The organism is Kineosporia succinea (assembly GCF_030811555.1).
Taxonomy (GTDB): domain Bacteria; phylum Actinomycetota; class Actinomycetes; order Actinomycetales; family Kineosporiaceae; genus Kineosporia; species Kineosporia succinea.
In genome coordinates this window covers 4,473,442-4,487,302 of sequence record NZ_JAUSQZ010000001.1, presented here as the reverse complement: position 1 = coordinate 4,487,302, position 13,861 = coordinate 4,473,442, and the positions used below count along the sequence as shown (strand labels likewise).

Below are 13,861 nucleotides of genomic sequence, written 5' to 3'. Positions count from 1 at the left end.
GTCGTCTGACCCGCCCGCTTCACTGCATGGTCCTGGTGTCGAGGTTCCTTCACCCGTTCCTTCACCCGATGACGATGCAACCGTTCACCAGGTGCGTTCAGGCTAGTGGACTCCATAGGCGGAGTGCCGCGCAACCGCCCCGCCACCTCGCGCATCGTGTTTTTGCCTGCGCCGGTGAAGTTGCGGTACTCGGTCGGCCGAAAGGACGATCCGAACCCGGCACCGGGTTCCCAAGAGCATCGGGCACGAAGGCCCCTCGCGCACGCCGATTTCGGAATTCGCCCCGGACCGGGAGGGGACCGCCGACGCGTCCACCGTCGGCGACCACCACCGCACACCACTGTGAGAAAAATCGGGCCACCCCGCGACACACCGGGGAAACCGGGGCGACACGCCGGTGTCACCGAGCCGAAAACGTGATCAAGCGCGTCCCCCCGCTCACCCGCACCGGTACCGAAGGGGCACACTGGACCTCGAGGGCACGGGATCCGCAGCACAGCCGCAGCGTGACGAACGGCGGGGTACCTGTGAAGTCCCGCCCGCCGTCAGCCAAGATAGAGACGATCCCGGTCGCGATCCGCCCGGGTTCGGCGTGGTGACAACCCGTTGTCCTAAATCCAGGAGGACCGTCGTGGTCGGACGAGAATCATCAGGCCCGATTCTCAACGGGCTGCCGAGCCGGCTGCCCGACATCGATCCTGAGGAGACCGCCGAATGGCTCGCGTCGCTCGACGCCGCCATCGACGGTCAGGGCCGCCAGCGTGCCCGTTACCTGATGCAGTCGCTGCTCCAGCGCGCCCGCGAGCGCGGTGTCGGTGTGCCGAGCCTCACGGCGACCGACTACGTCAACACCATCCCGCCGGAGGCCGAGCCCTGGTTCCCGGGTGACGAGGAGGCGGAGCGCACCGCGCGCGCCTGGATGCGCTGGAACGCCGCGGTCATGGTTCACCGCGCCCAGCGTCCCGACATCGGCGTGGGTGGCCACATCTCCTCGTACGCGTCCTCGGCGACGCTCTACGAAGTGGGCTTCAACCACTTCTTCCGGGGCAAGGACCACCCGGGCGGCGGCGACTCGGTCTTCTTCCAGGGGCACGCCTCCCCCGGTGTCTACGCGCGCGCCTTCCTCGAGGGCCGGCTCTCCGCCGACCAGCTCGACGGGTTCCGCCAGGAGAAGTCGCACCCGGCCGGCGGCCTGTCGTCGTACCCGCACCCGCGGCTGATGCCCGACTTCTGGGAGTTCCCGACCGTCTCGATGGGCCTGGGCCCGATGAACGCGGTCTACCAGGCGTCGTTCAACAAGTACCTGCACAACCGGGGCATCAAGGACACGTCGCAGCAGCACGTCTGGGCGTTCCTCGGCGACGGTGAGATGGACGAGCCCGAGAGCCGCGGCTTCCTGCAGGTCGCCGCCCAGGAGGAGCTCGACAACCTGACCTTCGTGGTGAACTGCAACCTGCAGCGCCTCGACGGCCCGGTGCGCGGCAACGGCAAGATCATCCAGGAGCTCGAGGCGCAGTTCCGCGGCGCCGGCTGGAACGTCATCAAGGTCGTCTGGGGTCGCGAGTGGGACCCGCTGCTGGCCGCCGACCGCGACCACGCGCTGGTCAACCTGATGAACGTCACGCCCGACGGTGACTACCAGACCTTCCGGGCCGAGGACGGGGCGTTCATCCGCGAGCACTTCTTCGGGCGCGACGCGCGCACGGCGAAGCTGGTCGAGAAGATGTCCGACGACGACATCTGGTGGAAGCTCAAGCGCGGCGGCCACGACTACCGCAAGGTCTACGCGGCCTACCGGGCGTCGATGGAGCACAACGGCCAGCCCACCGTGATCCTCGCCAAGACCATCAAGGGTTACGGCCTGGGTACGCACTTCGCGGGCCGCAACGCCACGCACCAGATGAAGAAGCTCACGCTCGACGACCTGAAGCTCTTCCGCGACGGGCTGCGCATCCCGTTCACCGACGCGCAGCTCGAGGCGGACAAGTACCTGCCGCCGTACTACCACCCGGGCGAGAACGACGAGATCATCCGGTACATCAAGGACCGGCGCTCGAAGCTGGGCGGGGCGGTGCCGGCCCGCCGCCACACCGCGGGCACGCTGAAGCTGCCCGACGACAAGGCCTACGCGGGTGCCAACAAGGGCTCGGGCAAGCAGCAGGTCGCCACCACCATGGCGTTCGTGCGGATCCTGCGGGACCTGATGCGCGACAAGGACTTCGGTCAGCGCGTGGTGCCGATCATCCCGGACGAGGCGCGCACGTTCGGCATGGACTCGTTCTTCCCGACGGCGAAGATCTACAACCCGCACGGCCAGCAGTACCTGTCGGTCGACCGCGAGCTCATGCTGGCCTACACCGAGTCGGTCAAGGGCCAGATCCTGCACGTCGGCATCAACGAGGCCGGTTCGGTCGCGGCGTTCCAGGCGGCCGGTACCTCGTACGCCACGCACGGCGAGCCGATGGTGCCGATCTACGTCTTCTACTCGATGTTCGGGTTCCAGCGCACGGGCGACAGCCTGTGGGCGGCGGCCGACCAGATGACGCGGGGCTTCCTGATCGGCGCCACGGCCGGTCGCACCACGCTGACCGGTGAGGGTCTGCAGCACGCCGACGGGCACTCGCCGCTGCTGGCGTCGACCAACCCGGCGGCCGTGATCTACGACCCGGCCTACGCGTACGAGATCGGGCACATCATGCGCGACGGTCTGCGCCGGATGTACGGGGAGACGCCGGAAGACGTCTTCTACTACCTCACGGTCTACAACGAGCCGATCGTGCAGCCCCCGGCCCCGGCCGAGGTGGACGTCGAGGGGATCCTCAAGGGCATCTACCAGCTGTCTCAGCCGGTTCGGGCCGACGGGCCCCAGGCCCAGATCCTGGCGTCGGGTGTCTCGGTGCCGTGGGCGCTCGAGGCGCAGGAGCTGCTGGCGAACGACTGGGGCGTCGCCGCCTCGGTCTGGAGTGTGACCAGCTGGAGTGAGCTGCGGCGCGACGCGCTGGACGCGGAGAACCACGCGTTCCTGCACCCGTCGGAGCCCGCGCGCACGCCGTACGTCACGCAGAAGCTCGCGGACGCGGCCGGTCCGGTCGTGGCGGTCACCGACTACATGCGGGCCGTTCCCGACCAGATCCGGCAGTGGGTGCCGCAGGAGTTCGTCTCGCTGGGCGCCGACGGCTTCGGTCTGTCCGACACCCGGGCGGCGGCCCGCCGGTACTTCGGTATCGACAGCCCGTCGGTGGTGGTGCGGGTGCTCGAGATGCTGGCCGCACGTGGTGAGGTCGACGCCGCGCTGCCGCAGCAGGCGATCGACAAGTACGACCTGCTGAACGTCCGGGCCGGCACGACCGGTCAGGCGGGCGGCGACTCCTAGGAGTCCGGTTCGCGAGGGGCCGTCGGGTTGTCTCCCGGCGGCCCTTCGGCCTGGGGGGCTCTCCATGGTGGACGCGGCGGTCACGTCCGGCGCATCCGTCACCTCCCCCGGGGCTCAGGCTGGTCGTCCCCGCCACAGCGAGAAGGGCACCGGCGTGATCGCCGGTGCCCTTCGTCCGTCGCTGGTGCTGTTGCCTCTAGAAGATCGTCGAGATGTCGCCCGCGCCGCCCACCGCGATGGAGCCGGTGGGAGGGGTGGAACCCGGGCCGACCTTGCTGCCCAGCTCGTCGCGCAGGGCCTGCACGGCGGCCTGGTCGGGATGCTCGCCCAGGGCGGCCAGGTGCCGCCGGGCCTCACCGGTGCGCTCGGTCTCGATCGCGGCCAGGATGAGCTCCCGGGCCGCGGAGATGACGTGCTCGCGAGGGCGCCAGTGACCGACCCCGAGGTTCAGGGCGTCGGTGGCGTGGCCGGCCTCGCGCAGCATGGCGAGGCCCTGGGCCAGCGCCTCACCCTCGGAGTCCCGGTCGGCGGCGGTGGACAGGCGGCGCAGGGCCGTCTCCCGGTCGTCGTCGATGGAGAGCCGGGCCAGCTGGATCAGCGGGTACCAGGCCCGGTTGTTCTGGGCGACCTCCTCGGCCAGGGCCCAGACAGAGTCTTCCGCGGCGCGCTGCGGGTCGCCGCCCTCGTGGTTCTCCGCGGCCATCGCCTCGACGATCCCGGCCAGGCGGTCGAACGCGGCGACATCGTTGGGGTCTTCGCCCAGCCGCGCGCGCAGCGACTCTTCCTCGCTGCGGTCTTCGTCGGTGGCGTGCAGGTCGCCACCACCGAGCTCGACCGGGGTCTCGACGGAGTGAGCGGCGGCGAGTTCGGCCCGGTCTCCGCCGCCCGCGGCGAAGTCGTCCGCCGAGCGCTGCTTCAGCCGATCCAGCGCTGACATATCGCCCCTTTCGGCAAGTTGCGGTGCAGTCCTGGTGCTGTGTGTGCTGGCTGTGTTCGTGCCGTTCGTTGTGCAGAATCGAGTCCTGCCGCCCCACCGGGGATACAGCGCGTTCGCGTGACCGTTCGGTGACGCCGATGCTGCCTCTGAGTGCCTCCTGTGTGACGTAGGACCGTCTCGACCCTAACGCGTAGGGCCCACCGGGGGCGACCGGTGCTGCCCGGGCCGTGCCCGTTCCCGCAGCGTACGCCGCTGCCACCGGAGCACTACCGGGCCCGCAGCACCTTGACGGAGGGCACGCCGCGGCAGGCCAGGGGCACGGGGTGCCCTAATGTCGACGGTGTGGTGACCGCGGACGAGGCGACCGTCGCGAATCTGAGAGCGGCGCGGGGCGTCCTCGCCGGCGAGGCCGTGCGGCGGATGGAAGACGCGCTGCCCTGGTACCGGGCGATGAGCGCGCAGGACCGTTCCTGGCTGGGGCTGATCGCGCAGGCCGCGATCTCGGCCTTCATCGCCTGGTACGCCGACCGGCCGACGTCCGGCACGCGGCGGGTCGAGATCACCGCCGACGTGTTCGGCACCGCCCCGCGCGAGCTGACCCGGTCGGTGTCGCTGCAGCACGCCCTGGACATGGTGCGCACGGTGGTGGACGCGGTGGAGGAGCAGGTGCCCTCGATCGCCGCCCCCGGCGCCGAGCCCCACCTGCGCGAGGCGGTGCTGCGGTACTCCCGCGACGTCGCCTTCGCCGCCGCCGAGATCTACGCCCGGGCGGCCGAGTCACGCGGGTCGTGGGACGCGCGGCTCGAGGCCCTGGTGGTGGACGCGGTGCTGCGCGGCGCCGAGAGCGAGGACCTGCGCTCCCGGGCGGCCGCGCTGAACTGGGGCGCGGCCACCAAGGTGGTCGTGGTGGCCGGGGCCGCGCCGCCCGAGCCGGTTGAGGAGAACCTGGAGGCCCTGCGCCGCAGCACCCGCAACGCCGGGGCCGACCTACTGGTCGGCATCCACGGCGAGCGGCTGGTCGCGATCCTCGGCCACGGTGAGGACCCGGCCGCGCTGGTGCCCGACCTGGCCCCCTACTTCGGCCCGGGCCCGCTGGTGATCGGACCGGCGATGAACGGGCTGATGGCGGCGGCGGGCTCGGCCCGGGCCGCGATCTCCGGGCTGTCGGCGGCGCGGGCCTGGCCCGGGGCGCCGCGGCCGGTGCAGAGCGACGACCTGCTGCCCGAACGGCTCCTGACCGGTGACGAGGAGGCCCGGCGCACCCTGATCGAGCAGGCCTACCGGCCGCTGACCGAGGGCGCGGCCCATCTGCTGGAGACCGTCTGGACCTACGTGGAGCTGGGCGGATCGCTCGAGGGGGCGGCCCGGGCCCTGTTCGTGCACCCGAACACGGTGCGGTACCGACTGCGCCGCGTGAGTGACATCACTAGGTGGGACCCTACGGACGCTCGGGGGGCCTTCGTTCTACGCATTGCCATCATCGCAGGTCGCGTGGGCGATGCTCCGGCCTGACCGGATTTCGGCCAGCACACCTTTGTAGGAACCCTCCAAGGCGTTGCCCGAACCTTCGTACGTCCCACGCCCTCCGCCGACGAGGCATCCAGCGCATGGTTAAGCACGTGCTCGTCATCGTCGCGCCCGGACAGGGCTCACAGACCCCCGGCTTCCTGAGCCCCTGGCTCGAGGAGCCGGGCGCCGCCGACCGCCTCGGCTGGCTGTCGGCCGTCGCGGACATCGACCTGGTCGCGCACGGCACCACCTCCGACGCCGACACCATCCAGGACACCGCCGTCGCGCAGCCGCTGCTCGTGGCCGCCGGGCTCCTGGCGCTGCCGCTGCTCGGTCCGCACGGCGCCGGCGCGTTCTCCGGCCACTCCGTCGGTGAGATCACCGCGGCCGCCGCCACCGGGGTGATCACCGACGAGCAGGCGATGGTGCTGGTGCGCGAGCGCGGCCGGGCCATGGCCCGGGCGGCCGCCGCCGTCCCCACCGGGATGAGCGCGCTGCTGGGCGGCGACCCCGACGAGGTGCTCCGGGTACTGGAGAAGTTCGACCTCACCCCGGCCAACATGAACATGACCGGCCAGGTGGTCGCGGCCGGCACGCTGGAGAACCTGGAGCGGCTGAAGGACGAGCCGCCGGCCAAGGCCCGGGTGCGTCCCCTCAAGGTCGCCGGGGCCTTCCACACCCACTTCATGTCCCCCGCGGTCGAGGTGCTCGAGGGCTACGCCCGCGCGGTCAGCACCCACGACCCGTCCACCCGCCTGGTCTCCAACGCCGACGGCGCCGTCGTCGGCGAGGGCACCGAGGTGCTCGGCCGGATCGTGCGGCAGATCAGCCGCCCGGTGCGCTGGGACCGGTGCCAGGAGACGTTCCGCGAGCTGGGCGTCACCGCCCTGCTGGAGCTGCCGTCGGCCGGTACCCTCACCGGCATCGCCAAGCGGGCCCTGCCCGGCGTCGAGCTGGTGTCGCTGAAGACCCCGGCCGACCTGCCCGCGGCCCGCGAGCTGATCGAGAAGCACGCCGAGCCGGGCCAGGAAGTGACGGCATGAGCCAGATCGGCAGCAGGCGCGGAGCCGAGTACGCGCGCATCCTCTCCACCGGGGCCTACCGTCCCGAGCGCATCGTCACCAACGACGAGATCTGCGAGGTGCTCGACTCCTCGGACCAGTGGATCCGGGAGCGCACCGGCATCGTCACCCGGCGCTTCGCGGCGCCCGGCGAGACCGTGGCCGACATGGGCGCCCACGCCGGGACCCAGGCGATCGAGCGGGCCGGGCTCACCCCGTCCGACATCGACGCCGTGATCATGGCGACCAGCACCCACATGGTCTCGATGCCCTCGGCCGCCGCCCTCGCCGCCGCGATCATGGGCTGCGGCCGGGCCACCTCGTTCGACCTGACCACCGCCTGCGCCGGGTTCACCCACGGCGTCTCGGTGGCGAACGACATGGTCCGCGGCGGCTCGGCCCGGCACGTGCTGGTCATCGGCAGCGACCGGATGACCGACGTGGTCGACCCCGCCGATCGCGGCAGCGCGATGATCTTCGGCGACGGCGCCGGCGCCGTGGTGATCGGCCCGAGCGACGTCCCCGGCATCGGCCCCACGGTCTGGGGCTCGGACGCCGACCAGTCCGCGGCGCTGGTGCAGACCCGCTCCTGGACCGAGTACCGCGACGAGGACGACGCCGCCTGGCCGGTGCTGTCCATGATGGGGCCCAAGATCTTCCGCTGGGCGGTCTGGGAGATGGCCCCGGTCGCGCGCAGGGCGCTGGAGGCGGCCGAGGTCGACGTGGCCGACCTGGCCGCGTTCGTGCCGCACCAGGCCAACATCCGGATCATCGACCAGATGGCCAAGCAGCTCAAGGTCCCCGACCACGTGGTGGTCGCCCGCGACGTGGTCGACTCCGGCAACACCACCGCCGGCTCGATCCCGCTGGCCCTCGACCGGCTGATCACCGAGGGTCAGGTAACCTCCGGGGGCCTCGCCCTTCTGATCGGCTTCGGCGCCGGGCTGAGCTACTCCGCCCAGGTCGTCGAGCTGCCCTGAAGCTCTCGTCCCGCACCTGCGGAGCGAGTACTTACCCGGGGGACGACCGAGTCGTCCCTCATCTGAGCACCACCCCGACGAAAATAGGAGAAGAACCATGGCGCACACCCAGGACGAGATCCTCGCCGGACTCGCCGAGCTCGTCGCTGAGGAGACCGGCATCCCGGCCGGCGACGTGCAGCTGGACAAGTCCTTCACCGACGACCTCGACATCGACTCGCTGTCGATGATGACGATCGTCGTGAACGCGCAGGACAAGTTCGACGTGGAGATCCCGGACGAGGCCGTGGGCGGCCTGAAGACCGTCAAGGACGCTGTCGACTACATCAGCAACGCCGAGTCGGCCAAGGCCTGACCTACATGACAGGCTCAGACGACAGGCAGATCGCCGTCACCGGGATGGGTGCCACCACCCCCCTCGGCGGCGATGTGAAGACCACCTGGGAAGCAGCGCTCGCGGGCACCTCCGGCGTCCGTCCGCTGCAGGCGGACTGGCTCGAGCGGTACCCCACGCTGCCGGTCGAGTTCGCCTGCCGCCTGGCCGAACCGGTCACGGAGAAGCTCAAGGTCCCGGAGATCAAGCGGCTCGACCCGAGCGGTCAGTACGCGCTGATCTCCGCCCGGGAGGCGTGGGCCCACGCCGGCGCCCCCGAGGTCGAGCCGGAACGCCTCGCCGTGTGCATGGCATCCGGTATCGGCGGGCTGTACACGACGCTCCAGACCTACGACACCCTCAACGAGAAGGGCGCCCGGCGCGTCCTGCCGATGAGCGTGCCGATGCTGATGCCGAACGGCCCCGCGGCCGCGGTCGGCCTGGAGCTCGGGGCCCGGGCCGGGGTGCACTCCCCGGTCTCGGCCTGCGCCTCCGGCTCCGAGGCCATCGCCCAGGGCGTGGACCTGATCCGCCGCGGCCTGGCCGACGTGGTGCTGGCCGGCGGTACCGAGGGCTGCATCCACCCGGTGACCATCGCGGCCTTCGGGGCGATGCAGGCGCTCTCGAAGCGCAACGACGAGCCGGAGCGGGCCTCGCGCCCCTACGACGTCGACCGCAACGGCTTCGTCATGGGTGAGGGGTCCGGCGCGATCGTGCTGGAGTCCCTGGCCCACGCCAAGGCCCGCGGCGCCACGATCCACGCGATCCTCTCGGGCGTCGGCGTCACCTCCGACGGGTACCACATCTCCGCTCCCGAGCCCGAGGGCAAGGGCGCGGCCCGGGCCATCCGGGCGGCGCTGGCCGACGCCGATCTGGCACCGGCCGACGTCATCCACCTCAACGCGCACGCCACCTCGACCCCGGTCGGTGACGTCGCGGAGGCCCAGGCGATCCGCCTGGCGCTGGGTGAGGCGACGGACGACGTGGCGATCTCCGCGACCAAGTCGATGACCGGGCACCTGCTCGGCGCGGCGGGCGCGCTGGAGGCGATCTTCACGGTGCTGGCCGTGCGGGACGGCATCGCCCCGCCGACCATCAACCTGGACAACCAGGACCCGAAGATCACGCTGGACGTGGTGGGCAAGGAGCCGCGCAAGCTCACCGGCACCGACCGGGTGGCCGTGAACAACGCGTTCGGCTTCGGCGGTCACAACGTGGCGCTGGCCTTCCGCAACGCGGACTGAACGCGGACCGAGAGACACGACGAAGGGCCGCTCCCCCCGGGTGGGGAGCGGCCCTTCGTGCGTCTGCTCCGAGCGGGTCAGCCGACCCGGTGCAGCCAGCGCACCGGGGCGCCGTCGCCGGCGTAGCGGAACGGCTCGAGTTCGTCGTCCCAGGCCCGGCCCAGGGCCAGGTCGAGCTCTCGCTGCATCAGGAGAGGGTCGGCATGACCGATCTCCATCGCGGCCCGGATGCGGTCTTCGGGCACCATCACATTGCCGTGCACGTCGGTCACGGCATGGAAGATCCCCAGCTCGGGGGTATGGCTCCAGCGGCCACCGTCGACCCCCGCACTGGCCTCCTCGGTCACCTCGAACCGAAGATGAGCCCATCCGCGCAGCGCTGACGTCAGCCTCGCACCCATACCCTGCGGTGCCTGCCAGGACAGCTCTGTCCGGTACAACCCTGGCGCCGCCGGCTGCTCGATCCAGTCCAGCGACAAACGCAGCCCTAGTACGCCGCCCGCTGCCCATTCCACATGTGGGCACAACGCGCTCGGCGCGGAATGCACAAACAGCACGCCTCGCGTGATGGCACCCGACATCTGGCCCTCCTCGACCCGGTTTGAGGTTCGTCTTCCCCAACGACCTCAGCTCGGAGTCAGAGCCACAGGCACCCTGTCCACACGGACGCGTGTCGCGGATCATTGTGCCCGAGTCGGTCCTTCGCCGCCAGGGTCGGCCCCCTCCACCGATCAGGCGAGATCGGCGGAGACCATCAGGGGATGAGCGCCATCCGTGGCTCGGCCGCGGAGGGCGCAACTCGGCGCACGGCACGCAGCCACCTCTGACGTCCGGACGCCCCGAGCACGTAGGGTCGGTCTGCTCGCAGAGTCACACGGACAACAGGAGGCCGGACGAGTATGTCGCAGCAGGTACGTGGAGTGGTGTCCCTGGCGAAGGGCGCGCCGGTGTCGGTCGAGACGATCGTCGTGCCGGACCCAGGACCCGGTGAAGCCGTGGTGAAGATCCAGGCCTGCGGTGTGTGCCACACCGACCTGCACTATCGCGAGGGTGGCATCAACGACGACTTCCCCTTCCTCCTCGGTCACGAGGCCGCGGGTGTGGTGGAGACCGTGGGTGAGGGTGTGACCGACGTCGCCCCCGGTGACTTCGTGATCCTCAACTGGCGAGCCGTCTGCGGGTCCTGCCGGGCCTGCCTGCGCGGCCGCCCGCAGTACTGCTTCAACACCCACAACGCCTCGCAGCCGATGACGCTGGAGGACGGCACGAAGCTCTCCCCCGCGCTGGGCATCGGGGCGTTCGTGGAGAAGACCCTGGTGCACGCCGGACAGTGCACGAAGGTGAACCCGGCCGTGCGCCCGGCCGTCGCCGGGCTGCTCGGCTGCGGTGTGATGGCCGGTCTGGGCGCGTCGCTGAACACCGGCAACGTGGGCCGGGACGACTCGGTCGCGGTGATCGGCTGCGGTGGCGTGGGCAACGCCGCCATCGCCGGCGCCCGGCTGGCCGGGGCCCGCACGATCATCGCCGTCGACGTGGACGACAAGAAGCTGGAGTGGGCCAAGGAGTTCGGGGCCACCCACACGGTGAACTCGCGGGCCGGTGACCCGGTCGAGGCGATCCAGGCCCTCACCGGAGGTTTCGGTGCCGACCTGGTCGTCGACGCGGTCGGCCGCCCGGAGACCTGGAAGACCGCGTTCTACGCGCGCGACCTGGCCGGCACGGTCGTCCTGGTCGGCGTCCCCGACCCGAGCATGCAGCTCGAGGTGCCGCTGATCGACGTCTTCGGCCGCGGCGGCTCGCTGAAGTCGTCCTGGTACGGCGACTGCCTGCCCAGCCGGGACTTCCCCACGATGGTCGACCTGCACCTGCAGGGCCGGCTGCCGCTGGAGAAGTTCGTCACCGAGACGATCGCGCTGGACGACGTCGAGGAGTCCTTCGCCCGGATGAAGACCGGCGAGGTGCTGCGCTCGGTGGTCGTGCTGTGAGCGGGACCCTGCGGATCGAGAAGGTCGTCACCAGTGGCGTCTTCTCGCTCGACGGCCAGGACTTCGACGTCGACAACAACGTCTGGCTGATCGGTGACGACGACGAGGTGCTGGTCGTCGACGCCTCGCACCAGGCGCAGCCGATCATCGACGCGATCGGCTCGCGGTCGCTGCTCGGTGTGGTGTGCACGCACGGGCACAACGACCACATCAACGCCGCCCTCGCGGTGGCCTCGGGGGCGCCGGTTCACCTGCACCCGGACGACCGGATGCTGTGGGACGTGGTCAATCCCGGCCATGACCCGCTGCCGCTGGCCGACGGGCAGACGCTCACCGTGGCCGGGGCCGAGGTCCAGGTGCTGCACACGCCGGGCCACTCCCCCGGCGCGGTCTGCCTGTACGTGCCGTCGCTGAACCAGCTGGTCAGCGGCGACACCCTGTTCTGCGGCGGGCCCGGCGCGACCGGCCGCTCGTTCAGCAGTTTCCCGGTCATCCTCGACTCGATCCGCACCCGGCTGCTGACGCTGCCCGCGGAGACCGAGGTGCTCACCGGCCACGGCGACTCCACGTCGATCGGGGCCGAGGGCAAGGACTACGACGACTGGGTCACGCGGGGGCACTGATCACATTCCCGACCTGTCCGGCTCCTCCGACGGGGGAGCCGGATAGCCTCGGGGGGTGGCGAATGAACCGCTCTGGGGGACGCCGGATCCCGCACCCGACCGGTGGGGCACCCCGAACCAGCAGACCGGGCACCAGCAAGACGTGCCGACCTGGGGAAGCCCCGCCGACGAGGCGCACACCCCGCGCCTGATCACGGGCCCGACCCCGCCGCCCGACGACGGCCGGCTCACCGGCACCCTGCTCGCGGCGCTGCAGACGCACCACGAGCTCGAGATCGTCGAGAGCCGCGACATTCTCGGCGAGGGCGGCTACACGATGACCGCGCCCGACGGCACCCGGATCGCCACCCTGGCCCGGCGCACCACCGGCGCCAACCTGGTCTTCGGCGAGATGTCCACGAGCCGCTACCTGATCCACGACGGCGCCGGCGCCCTGGTGTCGGAGATGGTGCGGGCCGGGTCGTTCAGCGGCACCGGCGACTCCGAGCTCTTCGACCGGCAGGGCCGGCCTCTGGGGGCGATCGCCCGGGAGAACGCCTATTTCGGCGCGCCCCGGCTGCGCCTGGCCGGGATCGACGGCCAGCACCTGCGGATGGCCGGCGGCAGCTGGAACGACAGCAACCGCTACCAGGTGGTGGACGGCGCCGACGAGAACCTCCTGGTCGCCACCGTGCACCGGCGCAACAACGGGATGTTCAGCAGCACCCAGAAGTTCTGGATCGCCTTCGCCGCCACCACCGTGCCGCCGCTCGACCGGTTCCTGACCATGGTCGCCACCGTCTGCATGGACGAGATCCGGGACAAGAACAGCTAGGCCTCTACCACCAGGCGAGCGCGGTCTGGGTGCCCGGGGCCACCTCGGTGAAACCGCCGTCGTGCACGGCCACCCGGGCCCGGGCCACGCACTGCGCCCACTCCCCCTCCGACGGCGTGACCACCCGCGCCGCCCAGCCGGACTTCTCCCAGAGGGCGCGCTCGTCGTCGGTCATCTCCCACAGCGCCAGCTGCGCCGCGTGACCGCTCTGCGCCGCCGACTTGCCCGTGGTCATCGGGGTCAGCGGGGTGAGCGCGATCGTGACGCCACCCTCGACCGGCCCGGACGGCTCACCGCGCTCGGGCATGTCAGTGCCACCCACCTGCATCTTGGCCAGCTCCGGCGGCACCTGGTCGATCGGGCCGGGCACGAACGCGCGCACCTGGGCCCCACCCCGCGCGACCTCCACCCCGTCGAGCTCCTGGGCCTGGGTGAACCGGACGCCCCGCCCCCGGCGCACCACCTTGCGGATCGGCCCGGTCTCCCAGCGGTGCACCAGCTCGTACCACTCGCCGCCGGGGGCGCTGCGCGGGTCGGTCAGCAGGGTGACCACCGCGCTCGCCGCCGCCTCGCAGACCGCGAGATGCGTGGGCCGGGCGGCGCGTTCGTCGCGCAGCGCCAGCTGCATCGCCCAGGGCTGCATCGAGGCGAAGGGGTCGGGGGACGCGTCGGGCCCGGTGAGCTCGACCGGCTTGGAGGACGCGTCGGGCCCGGTCGGCGCGTCGGGCCCGTCGGGTGCGAGCGGCTCGGTGGACGGGGCGGGCTCGGTGGACGGGGCGGGTCCGTCGGGTGCGAGCGGCTCGGTGGACGCGCCGGGCTCGGTGGACGGGGCGGGTCCGGCGGACGCGGTGGGATCGTTCGGCACCCGGGCAGTATCGCGGATCCGGTATCGCGGATCCGCGGCGACAGCGACGGCGTCAGCGGCGGCGACAGCGGCGGGCCCCTCCCCCGTTCCCCTCCCC

The 13,861-nt window shown here is 71.5% G+C and carries 12 protein-coding genes; 9 read left to right on the top strand and 3 right to left on the bottom strand.

The genetic code is table 11. The features are described 5' to 3' along the window. Positions 1 to 631 precede the first annotated feature (631 nt). Positions 632 to 3,373 carry a pyruvate dehydrogenase (acetyl-transferring), homodimeric type gene (aceE, locus tag J2S57_RS19510; protein ID WP_370882488.1) on the top strand — a complete coding sequence of 914 codons (2,742 nt, stop codon included), beginning with the start codon at positions 632 to 634 and terminating at the stop codon, positions 3,371 to 3,373. Positions 3,374 to 3,569: 196 nt separating this feature from the next. Here the strand turns inward: aceE and J2S57_RS19505 are convergent, their stop codons facing one another. Then, on the bottom strand, positions 3,570 to 4,310 hold the full coding sequence (locus tag J2S57_RS19505) for a hypothetical protein (RefSeq protein ID WP_307245037.1): 741 nt from the start codon (positions 4,308 to 4,310) through the stop codon (positions 3,570 to 3,572). A gap of 342 nt (positions 4,311 to 4,652) precedes the next feature. On the opposite strand from J2S57_RS19505, the gene J2S57_RS19500 reads away from it, so the two are divergent. From J2S57_RS19500 to J2S57_RS19480, 5 genes are all read left to right on the top strand, one after another. Next, positions 4,653 to 5,822 (top strand): PucR family transcriptional regulator, encoded by a 1,170-nt coding sequence (locus tag J2S57_RS19500; RefSeq protein ID WP_307245034.1) that lies wholly within the window; start codon positions 4,653 to 4,655, stop codon positions 5,820 to 5,822. 95 nt (positions 5,823 to 5,917) lie between these two features. Next, entirely contained in the window at positions 5,918 to 6,862 is a 945-nt protein-coding gene (locus J2S57_RS19495) for an ACP S-malonyltransferase (protein ID WP_307245032.1), read from the top strand. Then, positions 6,859 to 7,860: a beta-ketoacyl-ACP synthase III gene (locus J2S57_RS19490; RefSeq protein WP_307245030.1), complete on the top strand. Its 1,002-nt coding sequence runs from the start codon at positions 6,859 to 6,861 to the stop codon at positions 7,858 to 7,860. The genes J2S57_RS19495 and J2S57_RS19490 overlap by 4 nt, the downstream gene beginning before the upstream one ends. Positions 7,861 to 7,957: 97 nt before the next feature. Next, the gene (locus tag J2S57_RS19485; RefSeq protein ID WP_307245028.1) at positions 7,958 to 8,215 is read left to right on the top strand and encodes an acyl carrier protein; all 258 of its coding nucleotides are present in this window, start codon (positions 7,958 to 7,960) and stop codon (positions 8,213 to 8,215) included. 5 nt (positions 8,216 to 8,220) lie between these two features. Continuing rightward, a complete protein-coding gene (locus J2S57_RS19480) occupies positions 8,221 to 9,477 on the top strand; it encodes a beta-ketoacyl-[acyl-carrier-protein] synthase family protein (protein WP_307245026.1) in 1,257 nt (418 codons plus the stop codon). 77 nt (positions 9,478 to 9,554) lie between these two features. Here the strand turns inward: J2S57_RS19480 and J2S57_RS19475 are convergent, their stop codons facing one another. Next, positions 9,555 to 10,058: a DUF3145 domain-containing protein gene (locus tag J2S57_RS19475; RefSeq protein ID WP_231441052.1), complete on the bottom strand. Its 504-nt coding sequence runs from the start codon at positions 10,056 to 10,058 to the stop codon at positions 9,555 to 9,557. A gap of 318 nt (positions 10,059 to 10,376) precedes the next feature. Here J2S57_RS19475 and J2S57_RS19470 point away from each other — a divergent pair, with 318 nt between their 5' ends. From J2S57_RS19470 to J2S57_RS19460, 3 genes are read left to right on the top strand one after another with little or no spacing between them, the layout of a single operon-like run. Further along, the gene (locus J2S57_RS19470; RefSeq protein ID WP_307245022.1) at positions 10,377 to 11,462 is read left to right on the top strand and encodes an S-(hydroxymethyl)mycothiol dehydrogenase; all 1,086 of its coding nucleotides are present in this window, start codon (positions 10,377 to 10,379) and stop codon (positions 11,460 to 11,462) included. Continuing rightward, positions 11,459 to 12,085 (top strand): MBL fold metallo-hydrolase, encoded by a 627-nt coding sequence (locus tag J2S57_RS19465; protein ID WP_307245020.1) that lies wholly within the window; start codon positions 11,459 to 11,461, stop codon positions 12,083 to 12,085. Before J2S57_RS19470 ends, J2S57_RS19465 begins: the two co-directional genes overlap by 4 nt. 55 nt (positions 12,086 to 12,140) lie before the next feature. Next, positions 12,141 to 12,899, top strand: coding sequence for a hypothetical protein (locus J2S57_RS19460; RefSeq protein ID WP_307245018.1), 759 nt, complete (start codon positions 12,141 to 12,143; stop codon positions 12,897 to 12,899). 4 nt (positions 12,900 to 12,903) lie between these two features. Here J2S57_RS19460 and J2S57_RS19455 read toward each other — a convergent pair whose 3' ends face one another. Further along, positions 12,904 to 13,764 carry an aminoacyl-tRNA hydrolase gene (locus J2S57_RS19455; RefSeq protein WP_307245015.1) on the bottom strand — a complete coding sequence of 287 codons (861 nt, stop codon included), beginning with the start codon at positions 13,762 to 13,764 and terminating at the stop codon, positions 12,904 to 12,906. Positions 13,765 to 13,861: the final 97 nt, after the last annotated feature.

What these genes read in the sequence shown, in the direction of transcription:
- J2S57_RS19480 (WP_307245026.1), top strand. Translation starts at nt 8,221, where the DNA reads ATGACAGGCTCAGACGACAGGCAGATCGCCGTCACCGGGATGGGTGCC.
- J2S57_RS19485 (WP_307245028.1), top strand. Translation starts at nt 7,958, where the DNA reads ATGGCGCACACCCAGGACGAGATCCTCGCCGGACTCGCCGAGCTCGTC.
- J2S57_RS19495 (WP_307245032.1), top strand. Translation starts at nt 5,918, where the DNA reads ATGGTTAAGCACGTGCTCGTCATCGTCGCGCCCGGACAGGGCTCACAG.
- J2S57_RS19470 (WP_307245022.1), top strand. Translation starts at nt 10,377, where the DNA reads ATGTCGCAGCAGGTACGTGGAGTGGTGTCCCTGGCGAAGGGCGCGCCG.
- J2S57_RS19505 (WP_307245037.1), bottom strand. Translation starts at nt 4,310, where the DNA reads ATGTCAGCGCTGGATCGGCTGAAGCAGCGCTCGGCGGACGACTTCGCC.
- J2S57_RS19475 (WP_231441052.1), bottom strand. Translation starts at nt 10,058, where the DNA reads ATGTCGGGTGCCATCACGCGAGGCGTGCTGTTTGTGCATTCCGCGCCG.
- J2S57_RS19490 (WP_307245030.1), top strand. Translation starts at nt 6,859, where the DNA reads ATGAGCCAGATCGGCAGCAGGCGCGGAGCCGAGTACGCGCGCATCCTC.